Origin of the sequence: Aliirhizobium wenxiniae (genome assembly GCF_019511445.1) — a bacterium.
In the GTDB taxonomy this organism is placed as follows: Bacteria; Pseudomonadota; Alphaproteobacteria; order Rhizobiales; family Rhizobiaceae; genus Neorhizobium; species Neorhizobium wenxiniae_A.
The window spans coordinates 307,808-330,395 of sequence record NZ_JAEUAN010000004.1 but is presented as its reverse complement, the minus strand read 5'-3'; the positions used below and the strand labels follow the sequence as shown (position 1 = coordinate 330,395).

Here is a 22,588-nt window from a genome sequence, read left to right as displayed (position 1 = left end):
CGCGTTGTAAGGTAGAAAAAACGACGTTTTGCTGCGCCGCCACAGACTTTCCTTAATAACCGGGTTTAAGCAGTGGCTCGCGCAATCGCCTTGTAGGCGGGGATTGCAAAGAAAAACGAACAGGTTTCGTCAACAGTTGCATCGTCTTTCCGGCGGTACTTCTGAAGGATCGGTATGTGCCGCCCGCGAACCTTTCAGGTCCAAGAGTTGAAGGACCTTACCCGGAGACTGACTTACTTCATGAGAATGCTGGCTATTGCAGCCGCAGCGGGCATGGTCGTGCTTGCTGCGGGTACAGATTTCGTGCGCGCCGAAGATGGTGGGGAGACGACGAACTCTATCGAAAAACGGGTCATCAAGCCCTGGGAAACGCGCGAAACCGATACGCAGGCCAACACGCCTCAGGATCAGCTTGCCATTCGCCAGGCGCATTACGAAGGATTGATCCGTCAGTATGCCGATCAATACGATGTTCCGGTCGAGCTTGCGATGGCGGTTGTGCGGATCGAAAGCAATTTTCGTCCGACAGCGAAAGGGAGTGCCGGGGAAATCGGTCTCATGCAGATCAAGCCTGCAACGGCCAAGTTGATGGGATACAAGGGGCGTGCGTCCGGTCTCTACGATCCGGAGACGAATATCCGCTTCGGAATGAAATATCTTGCCGGAGCGCATGAGCTCGGTGATGGCAAGCTCTGCCGTACCATCCTGAAGTACAATGCCGGTCATGGTGCGAAGCGCATGAACCCGGTGTCGCAGCGCTACTGTAACAAGGTCGAGGTGGTGATTGCCTCCATGGATATTGCAAAGCCGGCAGAGGCTGCCTCCTATGCTACGGTGGCTCTGGACTACGGGCGGACCTTTCCGTTGATGTTCTGATTCCGGAAATCGACCGAAGCGCTTTGCATTGCTTGTCATTTGGATGAATTCTTTGCCTTGTGCTGTGGTCTTTGCGGATCAAACCGTTTATGGAGCCGGTGCCAGTTGGCCGGGCAGCCGCGCTTTACCAATGCCGAAAGGCGGTAGGGTGAGGAAAGTCCGGGCTCCACGGAAACACGGTGCCGGATAACGTCCGGCGGGGGCGACCCCAGGGAAAGTGCCACAGAAAGCAAACCGCCTCGCTATATGCGGGGTAAGGGTGAAAGGGTGGGGTAAGAGCCCACCGCGCCTCTGGTGACAGCGGCGGCAAGGTAAACCCCACCGGGAGCAAGACCGAATAGGGATGATGCGGAGCGCCACAAGCGCTTACAGCCTGTTTCTGGGCCAGTCATCCGGGTGGGTTGCATGAGGCGATGTGCAAGCATCGTCCCAGATGAATGGCTGCCACGTTCCGGTGCATGCATCGGAGCCATACAGAACCCGGCTTACAGGCCAACTGGCGATTCTGACTTTGCTGCGGAGGGAAGGGGAAGTCCCTGAAATCACTGAGGGGCATCCCTGCTCCTGTTTTCCTTTTTGATGATATGATATGTTTTTTATTTCAATGGCTTGACTGATATTTCTATGACGTTGTCAGGCCGCGATCTCCTGCCGTTAGATCGGGCGCGGTAATGTTTTGTTAAACTTAACGGGTCATAAATAAATGCTTGTCGGGAACGGCTTTCGAGGTCTGTTCCGCGGGCGTCTGTCTGGTCGAGCGTCAGTTCATTTTTCATGCTGCTATGGAGGCGATGCTCTGCCTCGCAACTGGGCGCTTCAGTCCCTTGCGGATGATCGGAATTGCGGGTGCGTGCCGGCGGAGAAGTTTCTGTTTTCTGCTCTAATTGCAGCGAGAGTGCGGTATGGTGAATAGATCGGGTGGTGCTGAGGTTGAGGCCGAAGGTGGGCCGGCTCGCCATGTTCCGGTTATGCTCGAGGAAGTGGTTCGTGCGCTTCAGCCTGAGGCGGGCAAGATCATTCTTGATGGCACATTCGGTGCGGGTGGCTATACGTCTGCGCTCCTTTCTGCCGGCGCTTCGGTAATCGCCCTTGATCGCGATCCGACTGCAATCACTGCGGGGCAGGCGCTGGTCGAAGCGCAGCAGGGGCGGTTGTCGCTCATTCACACTCCGTTTTCCCGGTTGGCCGATTTTGCTCCGGACGAAGGCCTCGACGGCGTTGTTCTCGATATCGGCGTGTCTTCCATGCAGATCGACGAGGCCGAGCGTGGTTTTTCGTTCCAGCGCAATGGGCCGCTCGATATGCGTATGTCGTCTTCGGGCGTTTCGGCGGCGGATGTCGTCAATCGGGCGAAGGTCGGTGACCTGATCCGTATTTTCGGATTTCTTGGAGAGGAAAATCAGCCGGGGCGTATCGCGCGTGCCATCGAGAAGCGCCGCGCTACGCAGCCTTTCGAGACGACGCGCGACCTCGCCAATCTGATCGAGAGCGTCAATCCGCGCAAAGCCAAGGACAAGATCCATCCGGCGACCCGCGTATTCCAGGCGCTTCGCATCTTCGTCAATGATGAGTTGGGTGAATTGGCTCGCGCGCTCTTTGCTGCCGAGCGGTCGCTCAAGCCTGGTGGACGTCTTGTCGTGGTGACCTTCCATTCTCTTGAGGATCGCATCGTCAAGCAGTTCTTCTCCGATCGTTCCGGCAAGGCTTCCGGATCGCGGCATATGCCGGCGGTCGAAGTTCGCTCCGCAGTCTTCGAGTTTCCGGGCAAGCAGATGATCGCGGCCAGTGAAGCTGAAACCGAGATCAATCCGCGCGCCAGGTCTGCCAAGCTGCGTATGGGGGTTCGGACTGAAGCGAAACCCGGCGCCGATGATCTGTCTATTTTCTCGCTGCCCGATCTGGCCAGCCTTGCGACCATGGGGGGCTGAGGATGCTGAGGAGTTTCGATCTCGTCCTGATCGGCGTGATGACCACGATGGCGGTCGTCACCTATACGATCAAGCATAAGGCGGACGAGAAGCTGGCCGAGGTTCGCCGGCTCGAGTCCGAGATCAGGCTTGAACGCGATACGATCGATCTTTTGAAGGCGGACTGGGCTCTCGTGACGCAGCCGAACCGCCTGCAGCCCTTGATCAAGAATTACGATTCGGAACTCGGTCTCGTTCCCACGCTACCGACACAGCTTGCCATGCCGAAGGAATTGCCGATGCACAGGTCGCAACTTCCGCAACCCGATACGACGATCGAGGATATTATTGCAGGCAAGAATGGCGAAGTCGCTGCCGCACTCAAGGGTGTCGAGCAGGCCAAGGCGACGCCGGCTCCCAAGGTTCCGCTGCCGCTGCCGCGTGGCTGGGCACCCGATAACATGTCCACTGGCTCGGTGAGGCGCTAATGTCTTTTCTTTCTAGGGTTATGGTGGTCAAGCGCCGGGCACATTTTTCGTCCGACCGCAAAGGCAGGTCTTCCGTCGGCGGGGCCGCATTCGAAGGATCGCGCAAGAAGAAGTCGGCGCAGGCCCGCAACCGTGTCGGTCTGTTGATCGCCGGTTTTGCCGTGGTCTACGTGGTGGTCGGCGGACGTCTTGTGCAATATGGCATGGCGCAGCCGGAGATAACGTCGAGCATTCTGCCTGCCGACCGTCTTATGGCGTCGCGACCGGATATCGTTGATCGTAACGGCGCTATCCTTGCTACGGATATTCGCACCGTCTCGCTGTTTGCCGAGCCGCACAAGATCGTCGACGCTGACGAGGTGGTCGAGAAGCTTTCGACCGTGCTGACGGATCTCGACGTCAGGTCGACTTATTCCAGGCTCAAGTCCAATTCACGCTTCCAGTGGCTGCGTCGCCAGTTGACGCCGAAGCAGCAGAGCCAAATTCTTGCGCTCGGCATTCCCGGTATTGGGTTCCGACCTGAAAAACGTCGCTTCTATCCGGGTGGCCGCACCGCTGCTCATATTGTCGGTTACGTGAATATCGACAATCGCGGCGTGGCCGGCATGGAACGTTACATCGACAGCCAGGGACTTGCCGATCTCGCGTCTGTCGGCATGACCTCGAACCAGCCGCTTGAGCCGGTAAAGCTTTCGATTGATCTCAGGGTTCAGGCAATCGTTCAGGACGTCGTTGCCTCGTCGATCGGCAAATATCACGCGATCGGCGCGGGCGCTGCGGTTGTCGATGTTCATACCGGCGAAATTCTAGGCCTGGCTTCTGCGCCGGATTTCGATCCGAACGACCCGAATGGCGTGGACGCCGAGAAGGGCTGGATGAACCGCATGACGAACAGCACGTTCGAGATGGGGTCGACCTTCAAGTCCTTCACGCTCGCCATGGGTCTCGACGACGGCAAGATGAACATCAACAGCACATTCGATGCGCGCTTCCCGATCCGCATCGGCGGCTTCACTATTAAGGACTTCCACGGCAAGGGGCGCGTATTGAGCGTGCCGGAAATCTTCCAGTATTCGTCGAACATAGGTACGGCAAAGATCGCGGACGCCGTCGGGATCGATGGCCACAAGGACTTTTTGACGCGTCTCGGCCTTTTGTCGAGGATGAAGACGGAGCTTCCTGAAGTCGCCATGCCGAGCCAGCCACGACAGTGGAAGAAGATCAACTCGATCACCATTTCCTTCGGACATGGCGTATCCACAACGCCGCTGCAGACGGCTGTTGCCGGTGCGGCACTGGTCAACGGCGGCAAGCTAATCGAGCCGACTTTCCTGCCCAGAACGCAGGAGCAGGCTGATCAGATCGCAACCCAGGTGCTGAAGCCGACGACGAGCCGGGACATGCGTTATCTGTTCGAGTGGAATGGAGCCAATGGTTCGGGCCGCAATGCGCGCGTCGATGGTTTCGATGTCGGTGGCAAGACGGGTACTGCCGACAAGGTCGTCAACGGCCGCTATGCGCATGACAAGAATTTCAATGCCTTCCTGTCGGCATTCCCGATGGACAATCCACGCTATGTGGTCCTGAGTTTCAGCGACGAGCCGAAGACCGACAAGGGCAATGGTGCTGCGCTTGCCGCCACATCGGCGGCGCCGATGGTCAAGGAGATCATCAGCCGCTCTGCTCCCATTCTCGGTGTAAAGCCGAAATTCGGCAATGACGGTTCTGCCCTGCTTGTGTCTTATTGAGCGACAACAACTCGAGCGGCGATTCGTGAACGCCGCTCGAAAGATGGAATGAACAGATGAAACTGCGCGATCTTGCCGGTCCGGATTTTCCGGAAGTGAACGACCTTCTCGCTGGTCCCCTCGGAGACCTCGAGATTACCGGGATTTCCTTGGACAGCCGCAAGATCAAGCCAGGCGCGCTTTTTGCGGCTCTGGCCGGCGTGAAAGCTGACGGACAGAGATTTATCGGTGACGCCGCGGCTGAAGGTGCGGTCGTTGCGATTTCTGCTCACCCGGCAGAGGCTGACATTCCGGTTCTCGTCGTGTCCAATCCACGCCGTTTTGTCGCTCTGGCTGCGGCGAGGTTCTTCTGCAAGCAGCCGGAGACCATGGTGGCCGTGACCGGCACGGCCGGCAAGACATCCGTTGCGTCATTCATTCGCCAGATCTGGGCAAAGGCTGGCCTGAGTGCGGCGCAGATCGGCACGACGGGCGTCATTTCACCAAGTCGCAATGATTACGGTTCACTGACGACGCCTGATCCGGTGGAGCTGCAGAAGCTTCTGGCCGAACTGGCCGATGAAGGCGTGACGCATGCGGCGATGGAGGCATCCAGCCATGGGCTGGACCAGTCGCGCCTGGACGGCGTGAGGCTGTCTGCAGCCGCATTCACCAACCTTGGCCGCGACCATATGGATTACCATCCGACGGTCGAGGATTACATGGCCGCCAAGATGCGGTTGTTCGACACGCTGATGCCGAAAGGGTCTCCGGCCGTTATCTTTGCTGATGATGCATGGTCGGAAGAAGCGATCCGTGTCGCCACCGCTTCCGGTCTCGATGTGCGCACCGTAGGGCGCAAGGGCGATTATCTTTGCGTCAAACGCGTCGAGCATTTTCGTCACAAGCAGATGGCCGAGGTTCATCACAACGGTCAGATTTTCGAAATCGACATCCCGCTGGCCGGTGATTTCCAGCTTGCCAATGCGCTGGTCGCAGCCGGTCTCGCAATTTCGACCGGCGTAGAGGCCAAGACCGCTTTCAAGGCACTTGAAACGCTAACCGGCGCTGCAGGTCGGCTTGAGCTTGTGGGCCATACGAAGGATGGAGCGCTTGCCTATGTCGATTATGCCCATAAGCCGGATGCGCTGGAAAAGGTGCTGACGGCGGTACGGCCATTCACCAGCGGCAAGGTGCTTGTCGTATTCGGCTGCGGTGGTGATCGTGACAAGGGCAAAAGGCCGATCATGGGGGATATCGCCACGCGTCTGGCCGATGTCGTCGTGGTGACGGATGACAATCCGCGCTCTGAGGTGCCCGAGGTTATCCGTTCCGAAATCATGGCGGCCGCACCGGGCGCGCTGGAGATCGGCGACCGGGCAAGTGCTATCCGCCATGCCGTCAACCTGCTCAAATCGGGTGATACGCTGATCGTTGCCGGCAAAGGGCATGAAGAAGGGCAGACGATCGGGGCGACTGTCCTGCCGTTCTCTGATCATGTCGAAATACGCCGTGCATTGGAGGAGAGGGTCTCGTGAGCTTTCTGTGGACATCGCAAGAGATGGTGGCTGTCATGGAAGGTCGCCCGATCGGTACGCTTCCCGAAGGCATTACCGGCATTTCGATCGACAGCCGCTCGATTGGTGAAGGCGAAGCGTTTTTCGCCATCAAGGGAGACCGTGTCGACGGTCATGATTATGCGAGCATCGCTGTTGCCAATGGCGCTTCGCTGATTGTCATCAGCGAAGGAAAGCTTCCTGCACTTGGTCGCCTGACCGTGCCGATGATCGTGGTCGAGGATGTGCTGGTGGCGCTCGGCAAGCTGGCCGTGGCATCCCGCGCCCGCAGCCGCGCGCGCATCATTGCCGTGACGGGATCGGTGGGCAAGACGACGACGAAGGAAATGCTGCGCCAGCTTCTGGTTCCATCGGGCAATGTGCATGCAGCCGTTGCCTCCTTCAACAATCACTGGGGCGTGCCGCTGACACTTGCCCGCATGCCGGCAGATACCGATTTCGGTGTTTTCGAGATCGGCATGAACCATGCAGGCGAGATCACGCCGCTGGTGAAAATGGTCAAGCCGCATGTGGCCGTCATCACCACGATCGCCGCCGCCCACCTCGGTCATTTCAGGGATCTGGACGAGATTGCTGCAGCCAAGGCCGAGATCTTCGATGGCGTGGTCGAGGGCGGCGTTGCCGTGCTCAATCGCGATATCAAACAGTTCGAGTTCCTGGCTGAACGCGCCAGAGAAGCCGGCGTGGCGCGAATCTGCAGCTTCGGACAGCATGCAAAGGCTGACTTCCGGTTGGCGGATTTTGAGGGCGACGGCGAGGGATCCACCATCTGGGCTGTTCTCGATGGCGAAACGCGTGAGATCAGGATCAGTGCTCCGGGCCGGCATATCGCTGAGAACGCTGTCGCGGCACTTGGTGCCTGCGATCTCGTCGGCGCCGATCTCGATCGGGCAATCGAAGTGCTGGCCGGGCTGAAGTCCGTCAAGGGCAGGGGAGAACGTCACCGTCTCGCGATCGGCGAGGGATATCTGACGCTGATCGACGAAAGCTACAATGCTAATCCGGCCTCGATGCGGGCTGCGATCGCTTTGCTCGCCGCGACCACACCGGAATTGACCGGCCGGCGGATCGCCGTTTTGGGCGATATGCTGGAAATGGGCTCGTTTTCGGCGCAGCTGCATGAGGAGCTGACCGGGCCGCTGCTTGCCGCCGGGATCGAACATGTCTGGCTTGCCGGCGCGGAAATGTCTGTATTGCGCGATGCGCTTCCGGAAAGCGTTCAGGTCGAATACCGGGAACAGACTTCGGAACTGGTAGACTATGTCGTCCGCTCCGTGCGACCCGGCGATGTGGTGATGGTGAAGTCGTCGCTCGGCATCGGGTTTGGCAAGATCGTTGCCGGTCTGCTTGACAACTATCCGGCATTCTCCGACACGGACCACCAACTTTGAATTTTAGCGGCTTCGAGAAAGGGCCCTCATGCTGATCTGGCTTGTCGAACTGTCGGACGAACTGCAGTTTTTCAATTTGTTCCGATACATCACCTTCCGGACTGGCGCAGCCCTGTTTACCTCGGCCCTGATCGTCTTTCTGTTCGGTCCGCGCATGATCGATTCGCTGCGTGTGCGTCAGGGAAAGGGCCAACCTATCCGCGCTGATGGTCCGCAGACTCACTTCAAGAAGGCCGGTACGCCGACCATGGGCGGGCTGATGATTCTCGCCGGTATTGTCGGCGGTTCGCTGCTCTGGGCTGATCTTTCCAACGTCTATGTCGTTGCGACCTTGCTCGTGACGCTTGGTTTCGGTGCCATCGGTTTTTACGACGACTATCTGAAGGTCACCAAGCAGTCGGACAAGGGCTTTTCCGGAAAGGCGCGCCTCGGCATCGAATTTCTGGTCGCAGGCGTGGCTGTATTCTTCATGATGCGCATGGCAATGCATGCGCAGACCTCCAATCCGGGGCTTGCTACCTCGATCGCATTCCCGTTCGTCAAGGAATACGTTCTCAACGTCGGCATCTTCTTCATCCTGTTCGGTGGCTTCGTCATCGTTGCCGCCGGCAATGCGGTGAACCTGACCGATGGTCTGGACGGGCTTGCCATCGTACCGGTGATGATTGCGGCTGCATCCTTTGGCGTTATCGCCTACCTCGCCGGTAATGCCGTCTTCGCAAACTATCTGCAGATCAACTTCGTGCCCGGTACGGGTGAACTTGCGGTTATTCTCGGTGCTGTCATTGGTGCGGGACTAGGCTTTCTGTGGTTCAACGCACCGCCCGCCGCAATCTTCATGGGTGACACGGGCTCGCTGGCGCTCGGCGGCCTGATCGGTTCCGTTGCGGTTGCCACCAAGCACGAGATCGTCATGGCGATCATCGGCGGCCTGTTCGTCATGGAAACGCTGTCGGTGATCATTCAGGTCGGCTTCTTCAAGCTGACCGGCAAGCGGGTGTTCCTGATGGCGCCCATTCACCACCATTTCGAAAAGCTGGGCTGGACGGAAAGTCAGGTCGTGATCCGCTTCTGGATCATCGCCGTCGGTCTTGCGATGCTCGGACTTTCGACACTCAAGCTTCGGTAATTTCGGTTATAATGCGATGATCCCGGTTACGACTTTCAAGGGTAAGAATGTAGCACTGTTCGGGCTCGGTGGATCGGGCCTCGCGACGGCACAGGCGCTTGTCGCGGGTGGTGCGATTGTCACCGCCTGGGACGACAACCCCGAAAGCGTAACGCGGGCGTCGCAGGCCGGAATAATCGTGTCCGATCTCAGGGGCATCGACTGGTCGAAGCAGGCAGCCTTCGTGCTCTCACCCGGCGTGCCGCTGACCCATCCGAAACCACATTGGACAGTGGATCTTGCGAACGCCGCCGGTGTCGAGATCATCGGTGACGTGGAGCTTTTCGTGCGCGAGCGCCGTGCGCATTCGCCGGATTGCCCATTGATCGCGATCACCGGCACCAATGGTAAGTCGACCACCACGGCTCTCATCGCGCATATCCTGAAAGAGAGCGGCCGCGATACGCAGCTCGGCGGTAATATCGGCACGGCTGTGCTGACGCTGGACGAACCGAAGGCCGGGCGCTTCTACGTCGTCGAGTGCTCATCCTACCAGATCGATCTTGCGCCGACGCTCAATCCGACTGCCGGGATATTGCTCAACCTGACGCCGGATCATCTCGATCGTCACGGCACCATGCAGCATTATGCCGATATCAAGGAACGGCTCGTTGCCGGAAGCGATACCGCGATCATTGGCGTGGACGACAGCTATTGCACGCTGATTGCCGATCGTGTGGAGCGGGCGGGTGTTTCGGTAAAGCGGATTTCGAAGCGCAGTGTGGTGGCCGAGGGTATCTATGCCGATGGCATGCGGCTCATGGCGGCGCATGGCGGCGTGAGCGAATTGTTCACTGATCTCGATGGCATTCCGACGCTGAAGGGCGCCCATAACGCGCAGAATGCAGCTGCAGCCGTTGCTGCCTGCCTGGCAGTCGGCCTCTCCAAGGATGAAATTCTGCGAGGCCTTCAATCCTTCCCTGGTCTCAAGCACCGGATGCAGCCGGTTGGACGCCGTGGCCATGTCGTGTTCGTCAATGACTCCAAGGCGACCAATGCGGAAGCCGCGGCACCTGCGCTTTCAAGCTATGATCGAATCTACTGGATCGCAGGTGGTCTTCCGAAGGAAGGCGGTATCACAAGCCTCGCACCACTTTTCCCTCATATAGTGAAAGCTTATCTGATCGGAGAGGCCGCGCCGGCATTTGCGGCCACGTTGGGCGAGAGCGTGCGGTATGAAATTTCCGGCACGCTGGATCAGGCTGTCGCCCATGCCGCCGCAGATGCCGCTGGTGATGAAACAGCCTCGGCAGTGATGCTTTCGCCGGCATGTGCAAGCTTTGATCAGTTCAAGAATTTCGAGGTACGCGGGGATGCCTTTGTGCAACGCGTAGCCGACATGCAGGGAGTGACGATGCTGGTCGATACCGGAAACAGGAGCTGAGACAATGGTAAGCCGCGCAGACCGAGGGCCGCTCGCAGACTGGTTCTGGACGATCGACCGTTATTTCCTTGCCGCCTTCATCCTGTTGATGGGGCTGGGCTTCATGCTTTCGTTTGCCGCTTCTCCAGCGGTTGCCGAGCGCATTGGTCTCGACAGTTTCCATTTCGTCGAGCGCCACGCGATGTTCATCATCCCGTCGCTGGCGGTCATGTTCGGCCTGTCCTTCCTCAGCCCAAGGCAGGTGCGGCGCACCGCCATTATCCTTCTCGCCGCTTCGCTGGTGATGATGGTTCTGGCGCTGTTTTTCGGCGTCGAGGTGAAGGGCGCGCGTCGCTGGATCGGCGTCGGTGTCTTTTCTATCCAGCCCTCGGAATTCATGAAACCGGCCTTCGTCATCGTCTGCGCCTGGCTGTTTTCCGAACATGCGCGGCAGCCGGAAATCCCCGGAAATCTCTTCGCCATTATCCTGTTCGGTATCGTGGCGGCACTGCTGGTCGCTCAGCCCGACCTTGGTCAGACGATCCTCACCAGCGTCGTCTGGGGCGGCATGTTCTTCATGGCCGGGATGCCGTGGATCTGGATTTTCCTGCTCGGCGGCGTTGGCGCAGGTGGTCTTGTGGCGGCCTATTACATGCTGCCGCACGTCACGGCGCGTTTCGACAAGTTCCTGACCGGCGAAGGCGACCGCTTCCAGATCGAAACGGCGCATGAGGCGATCGTGCGCGGCGGCTGGTTCGGTCAGGGGCCGGGCGAGGGGATCGTCAAGCGTATCCTGCCCGACAGCCATACCGACTTCGTCTTCTCCGTCGCGGCGGAAGAATTCGGTATCGTGTTCTGCATGGCGCTGGTGCTGATCTTTTCCTTCATCGTTCTGCGCGGACTGAACCACGCCTTCAAGGAGCGCAACGACTTCAACCGCTTTGCGGTCGCCGGGCTGGTTCTTCTCATCGGCATCCAGTCGATGATCAATATCGGTGTGAACCTTGAGCTCATGCCTGCCAAGGGCATGACGCTGCCGCTGATTTCCTATGGTGGTTCTTCTCAGGTTGCGATCTGCATCACGGCCGGTTTCATTCTGGCGCTGACACGTCATCGTCCTGAAAAGCGGGCGCAGGAGCGGAGCCTGTTCCGGGTCCCACATGGTGTTCCCGCGGAGTGAATAAATGAGCAAGGGTACGATCGTTCTTGCCGCCGGGGGAACCGGCGGTCATCTTTTTCCGGCGGAAGCGCTCGGACATGAGCTGCGGAGCCGCGGTTATGCCGTTCATCTGGTGACCGACAGCCGCGCGGAGCGATTTGCCGGAAAATTTCCTGCCGACGAAATCCATGTCGTGCCTTCCGCGACATTCGCCTCCAAGAACCCGCTCGCCATGGCCAAGACCGCATGGACCCTCTGGAGAGGACTTCGTACGGCGCGGAAGCTGATGGCTCGCCTTCGGCCATCGGCTGTCGTTGGTTTCGGCGGTTACCCGACCGTTCCGCCCCTTCTGGCATCGACAGGGCTCGGAATACCGACGCTGATCCATGAGCAGAACGCCGTCATGGGCCGTGCCAACAAGGCGCTGGCAAAACGTGTACAGGCGATTGCTGGCGGCTTTCTGCCGGAAGGCCGGGGCGAATATGCAGGCAAGATCGTCGTAACGGGTAATCCGGTACGTTCTCCGGTGCTGGATGCGGCCAGGATCGCCTATGTCGCATCGCGTGGTCAGGATCCGTTCCGGCTTGTCGTGTTCGGTGGCAGCCAGGGTGCGCAATTCTTCTCGTCGGCGGTGCCGACGGCGATCAGCCTTCTCGATCCGGCTTTGCGGGAGCGTCTCATCGTGACGCAGCAGGCGCGCAAGGAAGACAAGGATCGCGTCACATCCTGTTTCTCCAAGCTGAATGCCCCGGCGGATATCGCTCCGTTCTTCAACGATATGGCTGATCGGCTGGCTGAGGCGCATCTCGTCATCTGCCGCTCCGGCGCATCGACGGTGAGTGAACTGTCGGTTATCGGTCGCCCATCGATCCTCGTACCCTATCCTTACGCGCTCGATCACGACCAGGCGGCAAACGCTGCCGCTCTTGTCGCCGAAGGCGGTGCCCAGGTCGTGGCGCAGTCCGAGCTTTCGCCGGAAAAGTTGGCCGCTCTGCTGGCTGCGGCAATGAATGAGCCTGACCGGCTCGAAACTATGGCGGCCGACGCGAAGAAGGCCGGCAAGCCCAATGCCACCGAAGATTTGGCTGATCTCGTCATTGCTATTGCAGAAAAGCGCCCGATCGCCGAATACAAGAATAAGAATAAGAGTGGAGTTCAGGCATGAAGATGCCCCAGGCCATCGGCCTCGTACATTTCATCGGCATCGGCGGCATCGGCATGAGCGGTATTGCCGAGGTGCTGCACAATCTCGGCCACAAGGTTCAGGGTTCCGACCAATCGGACAGCGCCAACGTGCAGCGCCTTCGTGACAAGGGTATCGAGGTATTCGTCGGCCACGAAGCCAACAACCTCGGCGATGCCGAAGTCGTCGTCGTTTCGACCGCAATCAAGAAGACCAATCCCGAACTGATCGCTGCGCGTGAAAAATCCCTGCCGATCGTACGCCGTGCAGAGATGCTGGCCGAGTTGATGCGCTTCCGCAACGCAATCGCGATCGGCGGCACGCATGGCAAGACCACCACCACGTCCATGGTTGCCACGCTGCTGGAAGCCGGCGGGCTTGATCCGACGGTCATCAATGGCGGTATCATCAACGCTTACGGCACCAATGCCCGCATGGGCGAGGGCGAGTGGATGGTGGTCGAAGCCGACGAATCAGACGGCACCTTCCTGAAACTGCCGGCAGAAGTCGCGGTCGTCACCAATATCGACCCGGAACATCTGGACCATTACGGCAATTTTGATGCGGTGCGGGCAGCTTTCCGCCAGTTCGTTGAAAACGTGCCGTTTTACGGTTTCGGCGTGCTCTGCATCGACCACCCCGAAGTTCAGGCGCTGGTCGGCAAGATCGAGGACCGCAAGGTCGTCACCTACGGGGAGAACCCGCAGGCGGATGCGCGTTTCTCGAACATCCGCATGGATGGGACGAAGGCGACTTTCGATGTCGAAATCCGCCGTCGCCGGACCGGCCGGGTGTTCAATTTCAAGGACCTGACCCTGCCAATGCCGGGCCGGCACAACATTTCCAACGCGACGGCGGCGATTGCTGTCGCCAACCGGCTTGGAATTTCGGAAGAGGATATTCGCAAGGGCCTTGCAGCCTTCGGTGGCGTGAAGCGCCGCTTCACGCTGACGGGGACCTGGAATGACGTTCAGGTCTTCGATGATTACGGGCATCATCCGGTCGAGATCAAGGCGGTGCTGAGAGCCGCGCGTGAGGCCTGCAAGGGCCGCATTATCGCGGTACATCAGCCGCATCGCTACTCGCGCCTTTCGAGCCTGTTCGAGGATTTCGCAAGCTGCTTCAACGATGCAGACAGCATTATCCTTGCGCCGGTCTACGCCGCGGGCGAAGATCCGATAGAAGGCGTCAATTCGGAGACGCTTGTGTCGCAGATCCGCGCAGGCGGTCATCGTGACGCGCGCTATATGGCGTCGCCGGGCGAACTGGCACATATTGTTTCAGGCATTGCGAAACCAGGTGATTTCGTGGTTCTTCTTGGAGCAGGTAATATTACACAGTGGGCGGCGTCATTGCCGAGGGAACTGGAAAGCATATCAGGACAGTAAGTATGAAGCAGGTAGATGGGGAAAAGCTGCTGGCCTCGCTCGGGGAGGGCGTGAACCAGTTGCGTGGGCGGCTTACACCGGACGCATCGATGGAAAGGGTAACCTGGTTCCAGGCGGGCGGTCTGGCGGAACTGATGTTCCAGCCGCATGACGTGGACGATCTGGTGACGTTCCTGAAACTGTTGCCGGCTGAAGTGCCGCTGACGGTTGTCGGCGTGGGCTCGAACCTTCTCGTTCGCGACGGCGGGATTCCGGGCGTTGTCGTCCGTCTCTCCGCCAAGGGTTTCGGCCAGGTGGAGCTTGTCGGCGAAAACCGCATTCGCGCCGGCGCGATCTGCCCTGACAAGCATATCGCTGCCATGGCCATGGATAACGGTATCGGCGGTTTCGCCTTCTATTACGGTATTCCCGGGTCGATCGGTGGCGCGCTTCGTATGAATGCCGGCGCCAATGGCGGAGAGACGTCGCAACGTGTTGTCGAGGTCCATGCCGTTGATCGGCAGGGTAACCAGCATGTGTTTTCGAAGGAAGACATGGGCTACACTTACCGGCATACGTCGGCGTCGAAAGATCTTATATTCACGCATGCCGTGTTCGAAGGGTATCCGGAAGAACGGGCCAAGATTCGCGCTGAGATGGATGCCGTGCGCCAGCACCGCGAGACCGTACAGCCGATCAAGGAGAAGACCGGCGGTTCCACGTTCAAGAACCCTCCTGGCCATTCGGCTTGGAAGCTTATCGATGATGCCGGATGCCGCGGCCTGATGAACGGCGGCGCGCAGATGTCGTCGCTTCATTGCAACTTCATGATCAATATCGGCCATGCGACCGGCTATGATCTCGAATATCTCGGCGAGATGGTTCGCCAGCGGGTGTTCGAACATTCCGGCATCAAACTGGAATGGGAGATCAAGCGGCTCGGGATTTTCATGCCGGGACGTGAAGTGAAGCCGTTCCAGGGCGCGACGACGGAATAATTGCTCGGTAAGGTCCGTTCAGGAGGTGTCGGTGACGCTCGTACACAATGAACGGACCAAACTTCTTGCGAACTCGCTAGACCGCCTCTCCACAGCTTGTGTGGCTGCAGGTTTTATCGCGCCAGCAGTTTCGCTGTCGAGTGGTTCCATATCGTTCAGCATTTCGTTGTCGACGGTAATTTCCACCATGGCTTGGCTTTCAGGCGCTTTGATATTACATTTGAGTGCAAGACGTGCTCTTGGAGGGCTGATCCCATGAATGCCCCAACATTCTTCTTTCTATATATTTTGCCGTTCGTGATCGCGGGTGTTGGCTGGGTTGCGGTTCTTTTGAATGAGCGAAGCAGCCGCGCGAAAATACGCATCCAGTCCGGTAAATAACTAGCTTGATATCAAAACAAAAAAGCCCGCGAGACCAATGGCTTCGCGGGCTTTTCTTATGGTTTGATTCCGGTCTGGATCAGGTCAGACCTCTTCCTTGCCTGACAGGAAGATGCAGGCGAGCGTGATGAGCGCTGCGACGAGCAGGTAGTATCCGACATAGGCCATGCCGTAGTTCGCCTGGAGGTAAGTGGCGATATAGGGAGCCAGAGAGGCGCCGAAGATACCTGCGAAGTTGAAGGTGATCGAGGAGCCTGTATAGCGGACGGTGGTCGGGAAGGGGGCTGCGAGCGCAGTCCCGATGAGGCCATAGGTCATGCCCATCAGCACCATTGCGAGAACCACGAACAGGAAGATCATGCCTTCACCGTTGGTCATCAGCGCCGGGAGCAGGAACGAGAATGCTGCAATCAGTACGGTGGTCAGAATGAGCATCTCGCGGCGGCCGTAAAGCTCTGCGAGCTTGCCGATCACGACGATGAAGATACCGAAGACCACTGAGCCGAGAAGCTGCACTTCGAGCGCATCCAGGAACGGCATCTTCAGGACCTTGACGTTGTAGGACAGAAGATAGGCCGAGCCGATATAGAACAGGACGAAGGTGGCTAGTGCCACAAATGTTCCAAGAACGAGGCTGCGCTTATGCTTGCGGAAGAGTTCCGCGACCGGCACTTCGACGCGCTCATGCTTATCGATTGCCTTCTGGAAGGCGGGGGTTTCGGTGATCGAGAGACGAACCCACAGGCCGACAGCGACCAGAATGATCGAAGCGATGAACGGAACGCGCCAGCCCCAGCTGAGCAGAGCTTCCTGTGACATGAAGTGCAGCAGGATCCAGAACACGCCGGACGACAGGAAGAGACCTAGCGGAGCGCCGAGTTGCGGGAACATCCCGTACCAGCTGCGCTTGCCGGGAGGCGCATTTTCGGTTGCGAGCAGAACTGCGCCGCCCCATTCGCCGCCGAGGCCAAAGCCCTGGCCGAAACGGCAAATCGCCAGAAGCAAGGGTGCTATGACGCCAATCTGTTCATAGGTCGGCAGAAGGCCGATCACGACGGTGGAAATGCCCATCGTCAGTAGAGCGGCAACCAGCGTCGTCTTGCGGCCGATACGGTCACCGTAGTGGCCGAACACGATTGCGCCGAGCGGGCGTGCAAAGAACGCGATTGAAAAGGTTGCGAAGGATGCGAGAAGCGCGCTCGTCGGGTCGCTGCCGGGGAAGAACAGCGTCGGGAACACCAGAACGGCGGCGGTCGCGTAAACATAAAAATCGAAAAACTCGATCGTCGTGCCGACCACGCTGGCCGTCAGGACTTGTGCAGGAGAGTTCTTTGCAACAGGCGCTAACGGCTCAGCAGACGGCGAAGCGGATGGCATCGCGTTAGTCATACTGAATTCCAGTTCAGAGAAGTTTTTCTGTAGGCTCTTGGGAGGGCCGGCATGCGAAGTATCGTAATTTTATAGCGGCCGAAACCCTTCGCATCGCAATAAATGGAAAAAAAACGGGCCGTGAGGAGAATCATAAGACGGGTAGGGCCGCCCGTGTCTCGATCTGCGGCGACAGGAGAGGCCGCGTTCTAAAGCGGTGCGTTAACTATTTGCTTCGTAAATTTATCATATGTTTTCAGTGTGTTGGAGTGTCTCATTAAGCAAGGTAAACGATTTGTTAACTATTTTAGTGCACCAATTAGGGACGGGTTCGGTGAGAGTCGCTGATGTAGTGGGCGGTGCAGCTTCGAAATCCGGAGATTGATCTTTTTCAAGGGGTGAAGGATGACCGGCAAGCATGTGGCTGTTTTGATGGGAGGATTTTCCTCCGAGCGGCCTGTCAGCCTGTCGTCCGGCAATGCCTGCGCTGATGCGTTGGAGGGCGAAGGTTATCGCGTTACTCGCGTTGAAGTCGGGCGGGATGTCGGTGGCGTGCTGTCCCAACTCCGTCCCGATGTGGCTTTCAACGCTCTGCATGGTCCATTCGGAGAGGATGGAACTATCCAAGGTATCCTTGAATATCTGGAAATTCCCTACACGCATTCGGGTGTGCTTGCCTCGGCTTTGGCTATGGATAAGGCTCAGGCGAAGCATGTTGTCAAGGCTGCGGGTGTTCCTGTCGCTGACGCTCTGGTGATGGATCGTAAGCAATTTACGAATGTTCATCCCATGCCTACTCCTTACGTTGTGAAGCCGGTTCGGGAAGGGTCCTCGTTCGGTGTGGTTATCGTTCGTGAAGACCAGTCCCATCCGCCGCAGATCGTGACGTCGTCCGAATGGCGTTACGGCGATGAGGTGATGGTCGAGCGTTATGTCTATGGTCGTGAATTGACCTGTGGCGTCATGAATGGTCAGGCGCTCGGTGTGACGGAGGTTGTTCCTGCCGGTCCGGGCTTCTACGACTACGACGCCAAGTATGTCGCTGGTGGCTCGAAACATGTCATTCCGGCGCAGATTTCACCGAATATTTACCAAAAAATACAAACATGGGCGGTCAAGGCGCATGAGGCTGTCGGTTGCCGCGGTGTGAGTCGTTCGGATTTTCGCTTCGATGACCGGTTCTCCGACGAAGGTGAAGTTATCTGGCTTGAGGTGAATACTCAGCCTGGAATGACCCCGACGTCGCTCGTGCCTGAAATGGCTGCTCACGCAGGTTGTTCCTTTGGTGAGCTTGTTCGCTGGATGGTGGAGGACGCTTCTTGTCTACGGTGATCGGCAAAATGGCTGGTGGATCACATCGTCGCTCGGCTCCGGGTGTTTCGGGGGCGGACGATCGTCGCGTCTTGCCGCGCCCGTTGCGTCGCGCCGTGCGCTTCGCCGTCAGTCTTGCCACCGGCAGAATTGATATTCCTCCGCATGCCGGCACTCTCTCGGCATTCGCATTCTTTGCTGCGGTCGGTCTCTATGGGATGTCCCTCGGTGGGCATGGTTATGTCGTTGCGCAGTCCACCACCGCTGCCGTTGGTTTTGCGATCGAAGATGTGCGGGTTTCTGGCAACGATCAGACTTCGGAAATCGACATTCTTCAGCTTCTCGGTCTCGACGGCACGACGTCTCTGGTTGCACTGGATATCGATGCAGCAAGGCGCAAGCTGTCGGAACTGCCCTGGGTCGAATATGCTGAAGTTCGCAAGGTCTATCCGCGCACGATCGAGGTTATGCTCAAGGAGCGCAAGGCTTTCGCCATCTGGCAGCATGGCTCCGAGTTGTCGCTGATCGAAAAGAACGGCTCGGTTATCGCTCCGCTCAAGGATAACAAGTTTGCGTCGCTGCCGCTTTTCGTCGGTCGTGATGCGGAAGTTGCCGCGGCGTCCTTCGCGCAGGAAATGGACAAGTGGCCCGAAATCGCAAGTCGCGTGCGGGCCTATGTTCGTGTTTCCAGCCGTCGGTGGGATCTGCATGTCGATAACGGCATCGTTCTCAAACTGCCGGAAGAGAGGATCTCCTCCGCGCTTGCTCTTCTGTCCAGGCTCGAGAAGGAGCAGGGCGTGCTGGAGCGCGATATCGCTGCGGTCGACCTTCGTCTTGAAGACCGCACAACCATTCAATTGACTTCGGCTGCGGTGGAGCGTCGCGAGCAGGCGCTCGATGCTCGCACCAAGGCCCTCAAAAAAGCTGGAGCGAAATCGTGAGTATGTTCGGTTCCTCCCAATTCGGTATGCCGCGTATGAAGCCCCTGTCATCCAAGCGCAGCCACGTCGTGTCGGTCCTCGATATCGGATCGACCAAGGTCGTGTGCATGATTGCGCGCCTCACTCCGCGCCAGGAAAGCCAGATCCTTCCGGGCCGCACGCATCACATCGAGATCATCGGTATCGGCCATCAGCGTTCGCGTGGCGTGAAGTCCGGTGTGATCGCTGATCTCGATGCTGCCGAAAGCGTTATCCGTCTGGCCGTCGACGCTGCCGAGCGTATGGCCGGCCTCACGGTCGATAGCCTCATCGTCAATGTTTCCGCCGGTCGTCTGGCAAGCGACGTCTATACCGCGACCATCGATCTCGGTGGCCAGGAAGTCGAAAATTCCGATCTTCGCAAGGTTCTGGTGGCGGCAAGCAATCAGTCCCAGCGTCATGATCGCGCTATCCTGCATTCGCTGCCCACCGGCTTCTCGCTGGACGGCGAACGAGGCATCCGTGATCCGTTGTCGATGTATGGCGACGAACTCGGTGTCGACATGCATTTCGTCACCGCGGAACGCATCACGCTGAAGAACCTCGAGCTTTGCGTCAATCGCGCGCATCTCTCGGTCGAAGGCATGGTTGCGACGCCTTATGCCAGCGGTCTTGCGGCTCTCGTCGATGATGAAGTCGAACTCGGCTGCGCTGCCATCGACATGGGTGGCGGCACGACGACTATCTCCGTCTTCTGCGAAGGCAAGCTCGTTCATACGGATGCTATCGGTCTTGGTGGCCATCATGTCACGACAGATCTGGCGCGAGGCCTATCGACTCGGATAGAGGATGCCGAGCGCATGAAAGTCGTACATGGTTCGGCACTCGCCAATGGTGGCGATGAACGTGACGTGATCTCCGTTCCGCCGATTGGCGAGGATGATCGCGATCAGCCGACCCAGGTGCCGCGCTCGCTGGTTACCCGTATCGTTGGCGCCCGCATCGAAGAGACGCTGGAGCTTATTCGTGACCGCATCCAGAAGTCGGGTTTCAGCCCGATCGTTGGAAAGCGTGTCGTCTTGACGGGTGGCGCCAGCCAGCTGACCGGCCTGCCGGAAACGGCACGGCGGATTCTCGCCCGCAATGTTCGCATCGGTCGTCCTATGGGTGTCTCCGGCCTTCCGGCGGCAGCCAAGGGGCCGGCGTTCTCCACCGCAGTGGGACTGATCATCTATCCGCAGGTGGCGGATATGGAAACGCATGCCTCGCAGGGCGGCCTTATCGGCTCGTTCGGCAACGGAACCGGTCGGTTGGCCCGCATGGGACAGTGGCTGAAAGAGAGTTTTTGACAGGGAAGACAGCCCCTGACCTGTCAAAGTGAATTGGAAAAGAATTGGTCAGCTCGGCGATGCGACCAGAAGCAGAAGGAAAAGGTACAATGACTATCAAGCTGAAAAGCCCTGATATCACCGAGCTGAAGCCTCGGATCACTGTTTTCGGCGTGGGTGGTGGTGGCGGCAACGCTGTCAACAACATGATCACGGCCGGGCTCGAAGGCGTCGATTTCGTCGTTGCCAATACCGATGCCCAGGCGCTGACCATGACCAAGGCCGAGCGCATCATCCAGATGGGCGTGCAGGTCACCGAAGGTCTCGGCGCCGGCTCGCAGCCGGAAGTCGGCCGCGCTGCTGCCGAAGAATGCCTCGATGAGATCATCGATCATCTCAACGGTACCCACATGTGCTTCGTCACCGCCGGTATGGGCGGCGGTACCGGTACCGGTGCTGCTCCGGTTGTCGCGCAGGCCGCCCGTAACAAGGGTATCCTGACCGTCGGCGTCGTCACCAAGCCGTTCCACTTCGAAGGCGGTCGCCGCATGCGTCTGGCCGAGCAGGGTATCCAGGAACTGCAGAAGTCGGTCGACACGCTGATCGTCATCCCGAACCAGAACCTGTTCCGCATCGCCAACGACAAGACGACCTTTGCCGACGCATTCGCGATGGCTGACCAGGTTCTCTATTCCGGCGTTGCCTGCATCACCGACCTGATGGTCAAGGAAGGCCTGATCAACCTCGACTTCGCTGACGTTCGCTCGGTCATGCGCGAGATGGGCCGTGCAATGATGGGTACCGGTGAGGCTTCCGGTTCGGGCCGTGCGCTGCAGGCCGCAGAAGCTGCAATCGCTAACCCGCTCCTCGACGAAACCTCGATGAAGGGCGCTCAGGGCCTGTTGATCTCCATCACCGGCGGTCGCGACCTGACCCTGTTCGAAGTCGACGAAGCGGCTACCCGCATTCGCGAAGAAGTCGATCCGGATGCCAACATCATCCTCGGCGCAACCTTCGACGAAGCACTCGAAGGCCTTATCCGCGTCTCCGTCGTTGCCACCGGTATCGATCGCGCTCATGGCGAAGTCGACCTGCGTGCCGCTGAAATGCGCGCTGCGCAGAAGCCGATTATCCGTCCTTCCGCGGCCGTTGCTCCGGCTCCGGCCGCAGCTCAGCCTGTCATGATGCAGGCCCCTCAGGCACCGAAGGCTGCCGACCCGATCGCTGAAACCATCCGTCAGGCAGAAGCCGAAATGGAACAGGTTCTGGCCATCCCGACGCCTGTTGCTCCGGCTCCGCAGCCGCAGCAGGAAGAGTTTCGTCCGCAGAGCCGCATCTTTGCTGCCGCTCCGGTAGAAACTCCGGCTCCCGCTCCGGTCATGAGCCGTCCGGTACAGCCGGCTCCGCAGCCGGCACCGGTCTATCATCAGCCGGCAGCTCCTGCTCCGGTCATGAGCCAGCCGGCTCCGCGTTTGGCACAGCCGGTTCAGCATGAGCCGATCCATCGTGAGCCTGTCATGGAGCCGGTTCGCATGCCGAAGGTGGAAGACTTTCCGCCGGTGGTGAAGGCTGAAATGGAGCATCGCGCTCAGCCGGTAAGCCATGCCCAGGAAGAACGTGGCCCGATGGGTCTTCTGAAGCGGATCACCAATTCGCTCGGTCGTCGCGAAGAGGAAGAGCATGTTCAGTCGGACATGACGACCTCGGCTCCGGCTCCGCAGCGTCGCCCGCTTTCGGCTGAAGCCAGCCTTTATGCTCCGCGTCGCGGCAATCTCGATGATCGCGGTCGTGTCGCTCCGCAGGCGAGCCACGAGGATGACCAGCTCGAAATTCCGGCCTTCCTGCGCCGCCAATCGAACTGAGTTAAAGGCGTATAACAAAGTTGAAGAGGCCCGGGTGATCAGCATCCGGGCCTCTTTTGGTTCATTTTGCTGTTTGTGGAAAAATAGCGTTTTCGATCAGATGTTTACGCCTTGGTAATCGTGCGCTGACAGGGGATGGTGACGTTGTTAGAAAACCGTAACAATCCGAAACGAACAGTGATTTGGAAAGAGCGTATAGCATGCGTATTTAGAA

General features: G+C 58.7%; 17 protein-coding genes and 1 other RNA gene. 17 read left to right on the top strand and 1 reads right to left on the bottom strand.

From position 1 onward, the window contains the following. The first annotated feature begins 240 nt into the window (after window positions 1-240). The 13 genes from JNB91_RS07460 to murB all read left to right on the top strand — a co-directional run bounded on the left by JNB91_RS07460 (window position 241) and on the right by murB (window position 15,204). A complete protein-coding gene (locus tag JNB91_RS07460; RefSeq protein ID WP_220324880.1) occupies window positions 241-876 on the top strand; it encodes a lytic transglycosylase domain-containing protein in 636 nt (211 codons plus the stop codon). A 101-nt stretch (window positions 877-977) separates the two neighbouring features. Then, window positions 978-1,380: RNase P RNA component class A (rnpB, locus tag JNB91_RS07455), an RNA gene on the top strand. A 398-nt stretch (window positions 1,381-1,778) separates the two neighbouring features. Further along, a complete protein-coding gene (gene rsmH / locus JNB91_RS07450; protein ID WP_220324879.1) occupies window positions 1,779-2,804 on the top strand; it encodes a 16S rRNA (cytosine(1402)-N(4))-methyltransferase RsmH in 1,026 nt (341 codons plus the stop codon). Between the two features lie 2 nt (window positions 2,805-2,806). Next, the gene (gene ftsL, locus JNB91_RS07445; protein ID WP_220324878.1) at window positions 2,807-3,271 is read left to right on the top strand and encodes a cell division protein FtsL; all 465 of its coding nucleotides are present in this window, start codon (window positions 2,807-2,809) and stop codon (window positions 3,269-3,271) included. Then, a complete protein-coding gene (locus JNB91_RS07440) occupies window positions 3,271-5,019 on the top strand; it encodes a peptidoglycan D,D-transpeptidase FtsI family protein (RefSeq protein ID WP_220324877.1) in 1,749 nt (582 codons plus the stop codon). Before ftsL ends, JNB91_RS07440 begins: the two co-directional genes overlap by 1 nt. A 56-nt stretch (window positions 5,020-5,075) precedes the next feature. Then, window positions 5,076-6,536: a UDP-N-acetylmuramoyl-L-alanyl-D-glutamate--2,6-diaminopimelate ligase gene (locus tag JNB91_RS07435; protein WP_220324876.1), complete on the top strand. Its 1,461-nt coding sequence runs from the start codon at window positions 5,076-5,078 to the stop codon at window positions 6,534-6,536. After that, complete coding sequence (locus JNB91_RS07430) at window positions 6,533-7,966, top strand: UDP-N-acetylmuramoylalanyl-D-glutamyl-2,6-diaminopimelate--D-alanyl-D-alanine ligase (RefSeq protein WP_220324875.1); 1,434 nt, start codon at window positions 6,533-6,535, stop codon at window positions 7,964-7,966. The genes JNB91_RS07435 and JNB91_RS07430 overlap by 4 nt, the downstream gene beginning before the upstream one ends. Window positions 7,967-7,994: 28 nt before the next feature. After that, window positions 7,995-9,095, top strand: coding sequence for a phospho-N-acetylmuramoyl-pentapeptide-transferase (mraY, locus tag JNB91_RS07425; RefSeq protein WP_220324874.1), 1,101 nt, complete (start codon window positions 7,995-7,997; stop codon window positions 9,093-9,095). Between the two features lie 16 nt (window positions 9,096-9,111). Next, entirely contained in the window at window positions 9,112-10,518 is a 1,407-nt protein-coding gene (gene murD, locus JNB91_RS07420; RefSeq protein ID WP_220324873.1) for a UDP-N-acetylmuramoyl-L-alanine--D-glutamate ligase, read from the top strand. 4 nt (window positions 10,519-10,522) lie between these two features. After that, on the top strand, window positions 10,523-11,677 hold the full coding sequence (gene ftsW, locus JNB91_RS07415; protein ID WP_220324872.1) for a putative lipid II flippase FtsW: 1,155 nt from the start codon (window positions 10,523-10,525) through the stop codon (window positions 11,675-11,677). Between the two features lie 4 nt (window positions 11,678-11,681). Beyond that, the gene (gene murG, locus JNB91_RS07410; protein WP_220324871.1) at window positions 11,682-12,821 is read left to right on the top strand and encodes an undecaprenyldiphospho-muramoylpentapeptide beta-N-acetylglucosaminyltransferase; all 1,140 of its coding nucleotides are present in this window, start codon (window positions 11,682-11,684) and stop codon (window positions 12,819-12,821) included. Continuing rightward, a complete protein-coding gene (murC, locus tag JNB91_RS07405; protein WP_220324870.1) occupies window positions 12,818-14,227 on the top strand; it encodes a UDP-N-acetylmuramate--L-alanine ligase in 1,410 nt (469 codons plus the stop codon). Before murG ends, murC begins: the two co-directional genes overlap by 4 nt. 2 nt (window positions 14,228-14,229) lie before the next feature. Next, window positions 14,230-15,204 (top strand): UDP-N-acetylmuramate dehydrogenase, encoded by a 975-nt coding sequence (gene murB / locus JNB91_RS07400; RefSeq protein WP_220324869.1) that lies wholly within the window; start codon window positions 14,230-14,232, stop codon window positions 15,202-15,204. Between the two features lie 465 nt (window positions 15,205-15,669). Here murB and JNB91_RS07395 read toward each other — a convergent pair whose 3' ends face one another. Continuing rightward, window positions 15,670-16,974: an MFS transporter gene (locus JNB91_RS07395; protein WP_220324868.1), complete on the bottom strand. Its 1,305-nt coding sequence runs from the start codon at window positions 16,972-16,974 to the stop codon at window positions 15,670-15,672. A 384-nt stretch (window positions 16,975-17,358) separates the two neighbouring features. Between JNB91_RS07395 and JNB91_RS07390 the strand changes: the two genes are divergently transcribed. The 4 genes from JNB91_RS07390 to ftsZ all read left to right on the top strand — a co-directional run bounded on the left by JNB91_RS07390 (window position 17,359) and on the right by ftsZ (window position 22,374). Then, on the top strand, window positions 17,359-18,285 hold the full coding sequence (locus JNB91_RS07390) for a D-alanine--D-alanine ligase (protein WP_220324867.1): 927 nt from the start codon (window positions 17,359-17,361) through the stop codon (window positions 18,283-18,285). Between the two features lie 8 nt (window positions 18,286-18,293). Further along, window positions 18,294-19,205, top strand: a complete 912-nt coding sequence (locus JNB91_RS07385; RefSeq protein WP_220324922.1) for a cell division protein FtsQ/DivIB — start codon at window positions 18,294-18,296, stop codon at window positions 19,203-19,205. After that, the gene (ftsA, locus tag JNB91_RS07380) at window positions 19,202-20,533 is read left to right on the top strand and encodes a cell division protein FtsA (protein WP_220324866.1); all 1,332 of its coding nucleotides are present in this window, start codon (window positions 19,202-19,204) and stop codon (window positions 20,531-20,533) included. The genes JNB91_RS07385 and ftsA overlap by 4 nt, the downstream gene beginning before the upstream one ends. An 89-nt stretch (window positions 20,534-20,622) precedes the next feature. Next, window positions 20,623-22,374, top strand: a complete 1,752-nt coding sequence (gene ftsZ, locus JNB91_RS07375; RefSeq protein ID WP_220324865.1) for a cell division protein FtsZ — start codon at window positions 20,623-20,625, stop codon at window positions 22,372-22,374. Window positions 22,375-22,588: the final 214 nt, after the last annotated feature.

Excerpts from the sequence above, each read along its gene's own strand:
- JNB91_RS07460 (WP_220324880.1), top strand. The coding sequence starts at position 241 with ATGAGAATGCTGGCTATTGCAGCCGCAGCGGGCATGGTCGTGCTTGCT.
- rsmH (WP_220324879.1), top strand. The coding sequence starts at position 1,779 with ATGGTGAATAGATCGGGTGGTGCTGAGGTTGAGGCCGAAGGTGGGCCG.
- ftsL (WP_220324878.1), top strand. The coding sequence starts at position 2,807 with ATGCTGAGGAGTTTCGATCTCGTCCTGATCGGCGTGATGACCACGATG.
- JNB91_RS07440 (WP_220324877.1), top strand. The coding sequence starts at position 3,271 with ATGTCTTTTCTTTCTAGGGTTATGGTGGTCAAGCGCCGGGCACATTTT.
- JNB91_RS07435 (WP_220324876.1), top strand. The coding sequence starts at position 5,076 with ATGAAACTGCGCGATCTTGCCGGTCCGGATTTTCCGGAAGTGAACGAC.
- mraY (WP_220324874.1), top strand. The coding sequence starts at position 7,995 with ATGCTGATCTGGCTTGTCGAACTGTCGGACGAACTGCAGTTTTTCAAT.
- murD (WP_220324873.1), top strand. The coding sequence starts at position 9,112 with ATGATCCCGGTTACGACTTTCAAGGGTAAGAATGTAGCACTGTTCGGG.
- ftsW (WP_220324872.1), top strand. The coding sequence starts at position 10,523 with ATGGTAAGCCGCGCAGACCGAGGGCCGCTCGCAGACTGGTTCTGGACG.
- murG (WP_220324871.1), top strand. The coding sequence starts at position 11,682 with ATGAGCAAGGGTACGATCGTTCTTGCCGCCGGGGGAACCGGCGGTCAT.
- murC (WP_220324870.1), top strand. The coding sequence starts at position 12,818 with ATGAAGATGCCCCAGGCCATCGGCCTCGTACATTTCATCGGCATCGGC.
- murB (WP_220324869.1), top strand. The coding sequence starts at position 14,230 with ATGAAGCAGGTAGATGGGGAAAAGCTGCTGGCCTCGCTCGGGGAGGGC.
- JNB91_RS07395 (WP_220324868.1), bottom strand. The coding sequence starts at position 16,974 with ATGACTAACGCGATGCCATCCGCTTCGCCGTCTGCTGAGCCGTTAGCG.
- JNB91_RS07390 (WP_220324867.1), top strand. The coding sequence starts at position 17,359 with ATGACCGGCAAGCATGTGGCTGTTTTGATGGGAGGATTTTCCTCCGAG.
- JNB91_RS07385 (WP_220324922.1), top strand. The coding sequence starts at position 18,294 with ATGGCTGGTGGATCACATCGTCGCTCGGCTCCGGGTGTTTCGGGGGCG.
- ftsZ (WP_220324865.1), top strand. The coding sequence starts at position 20,623 with ATGACTATCAAGCTGAAAAGCCCTGATATCACCGAGCTGAAGCCTCGG.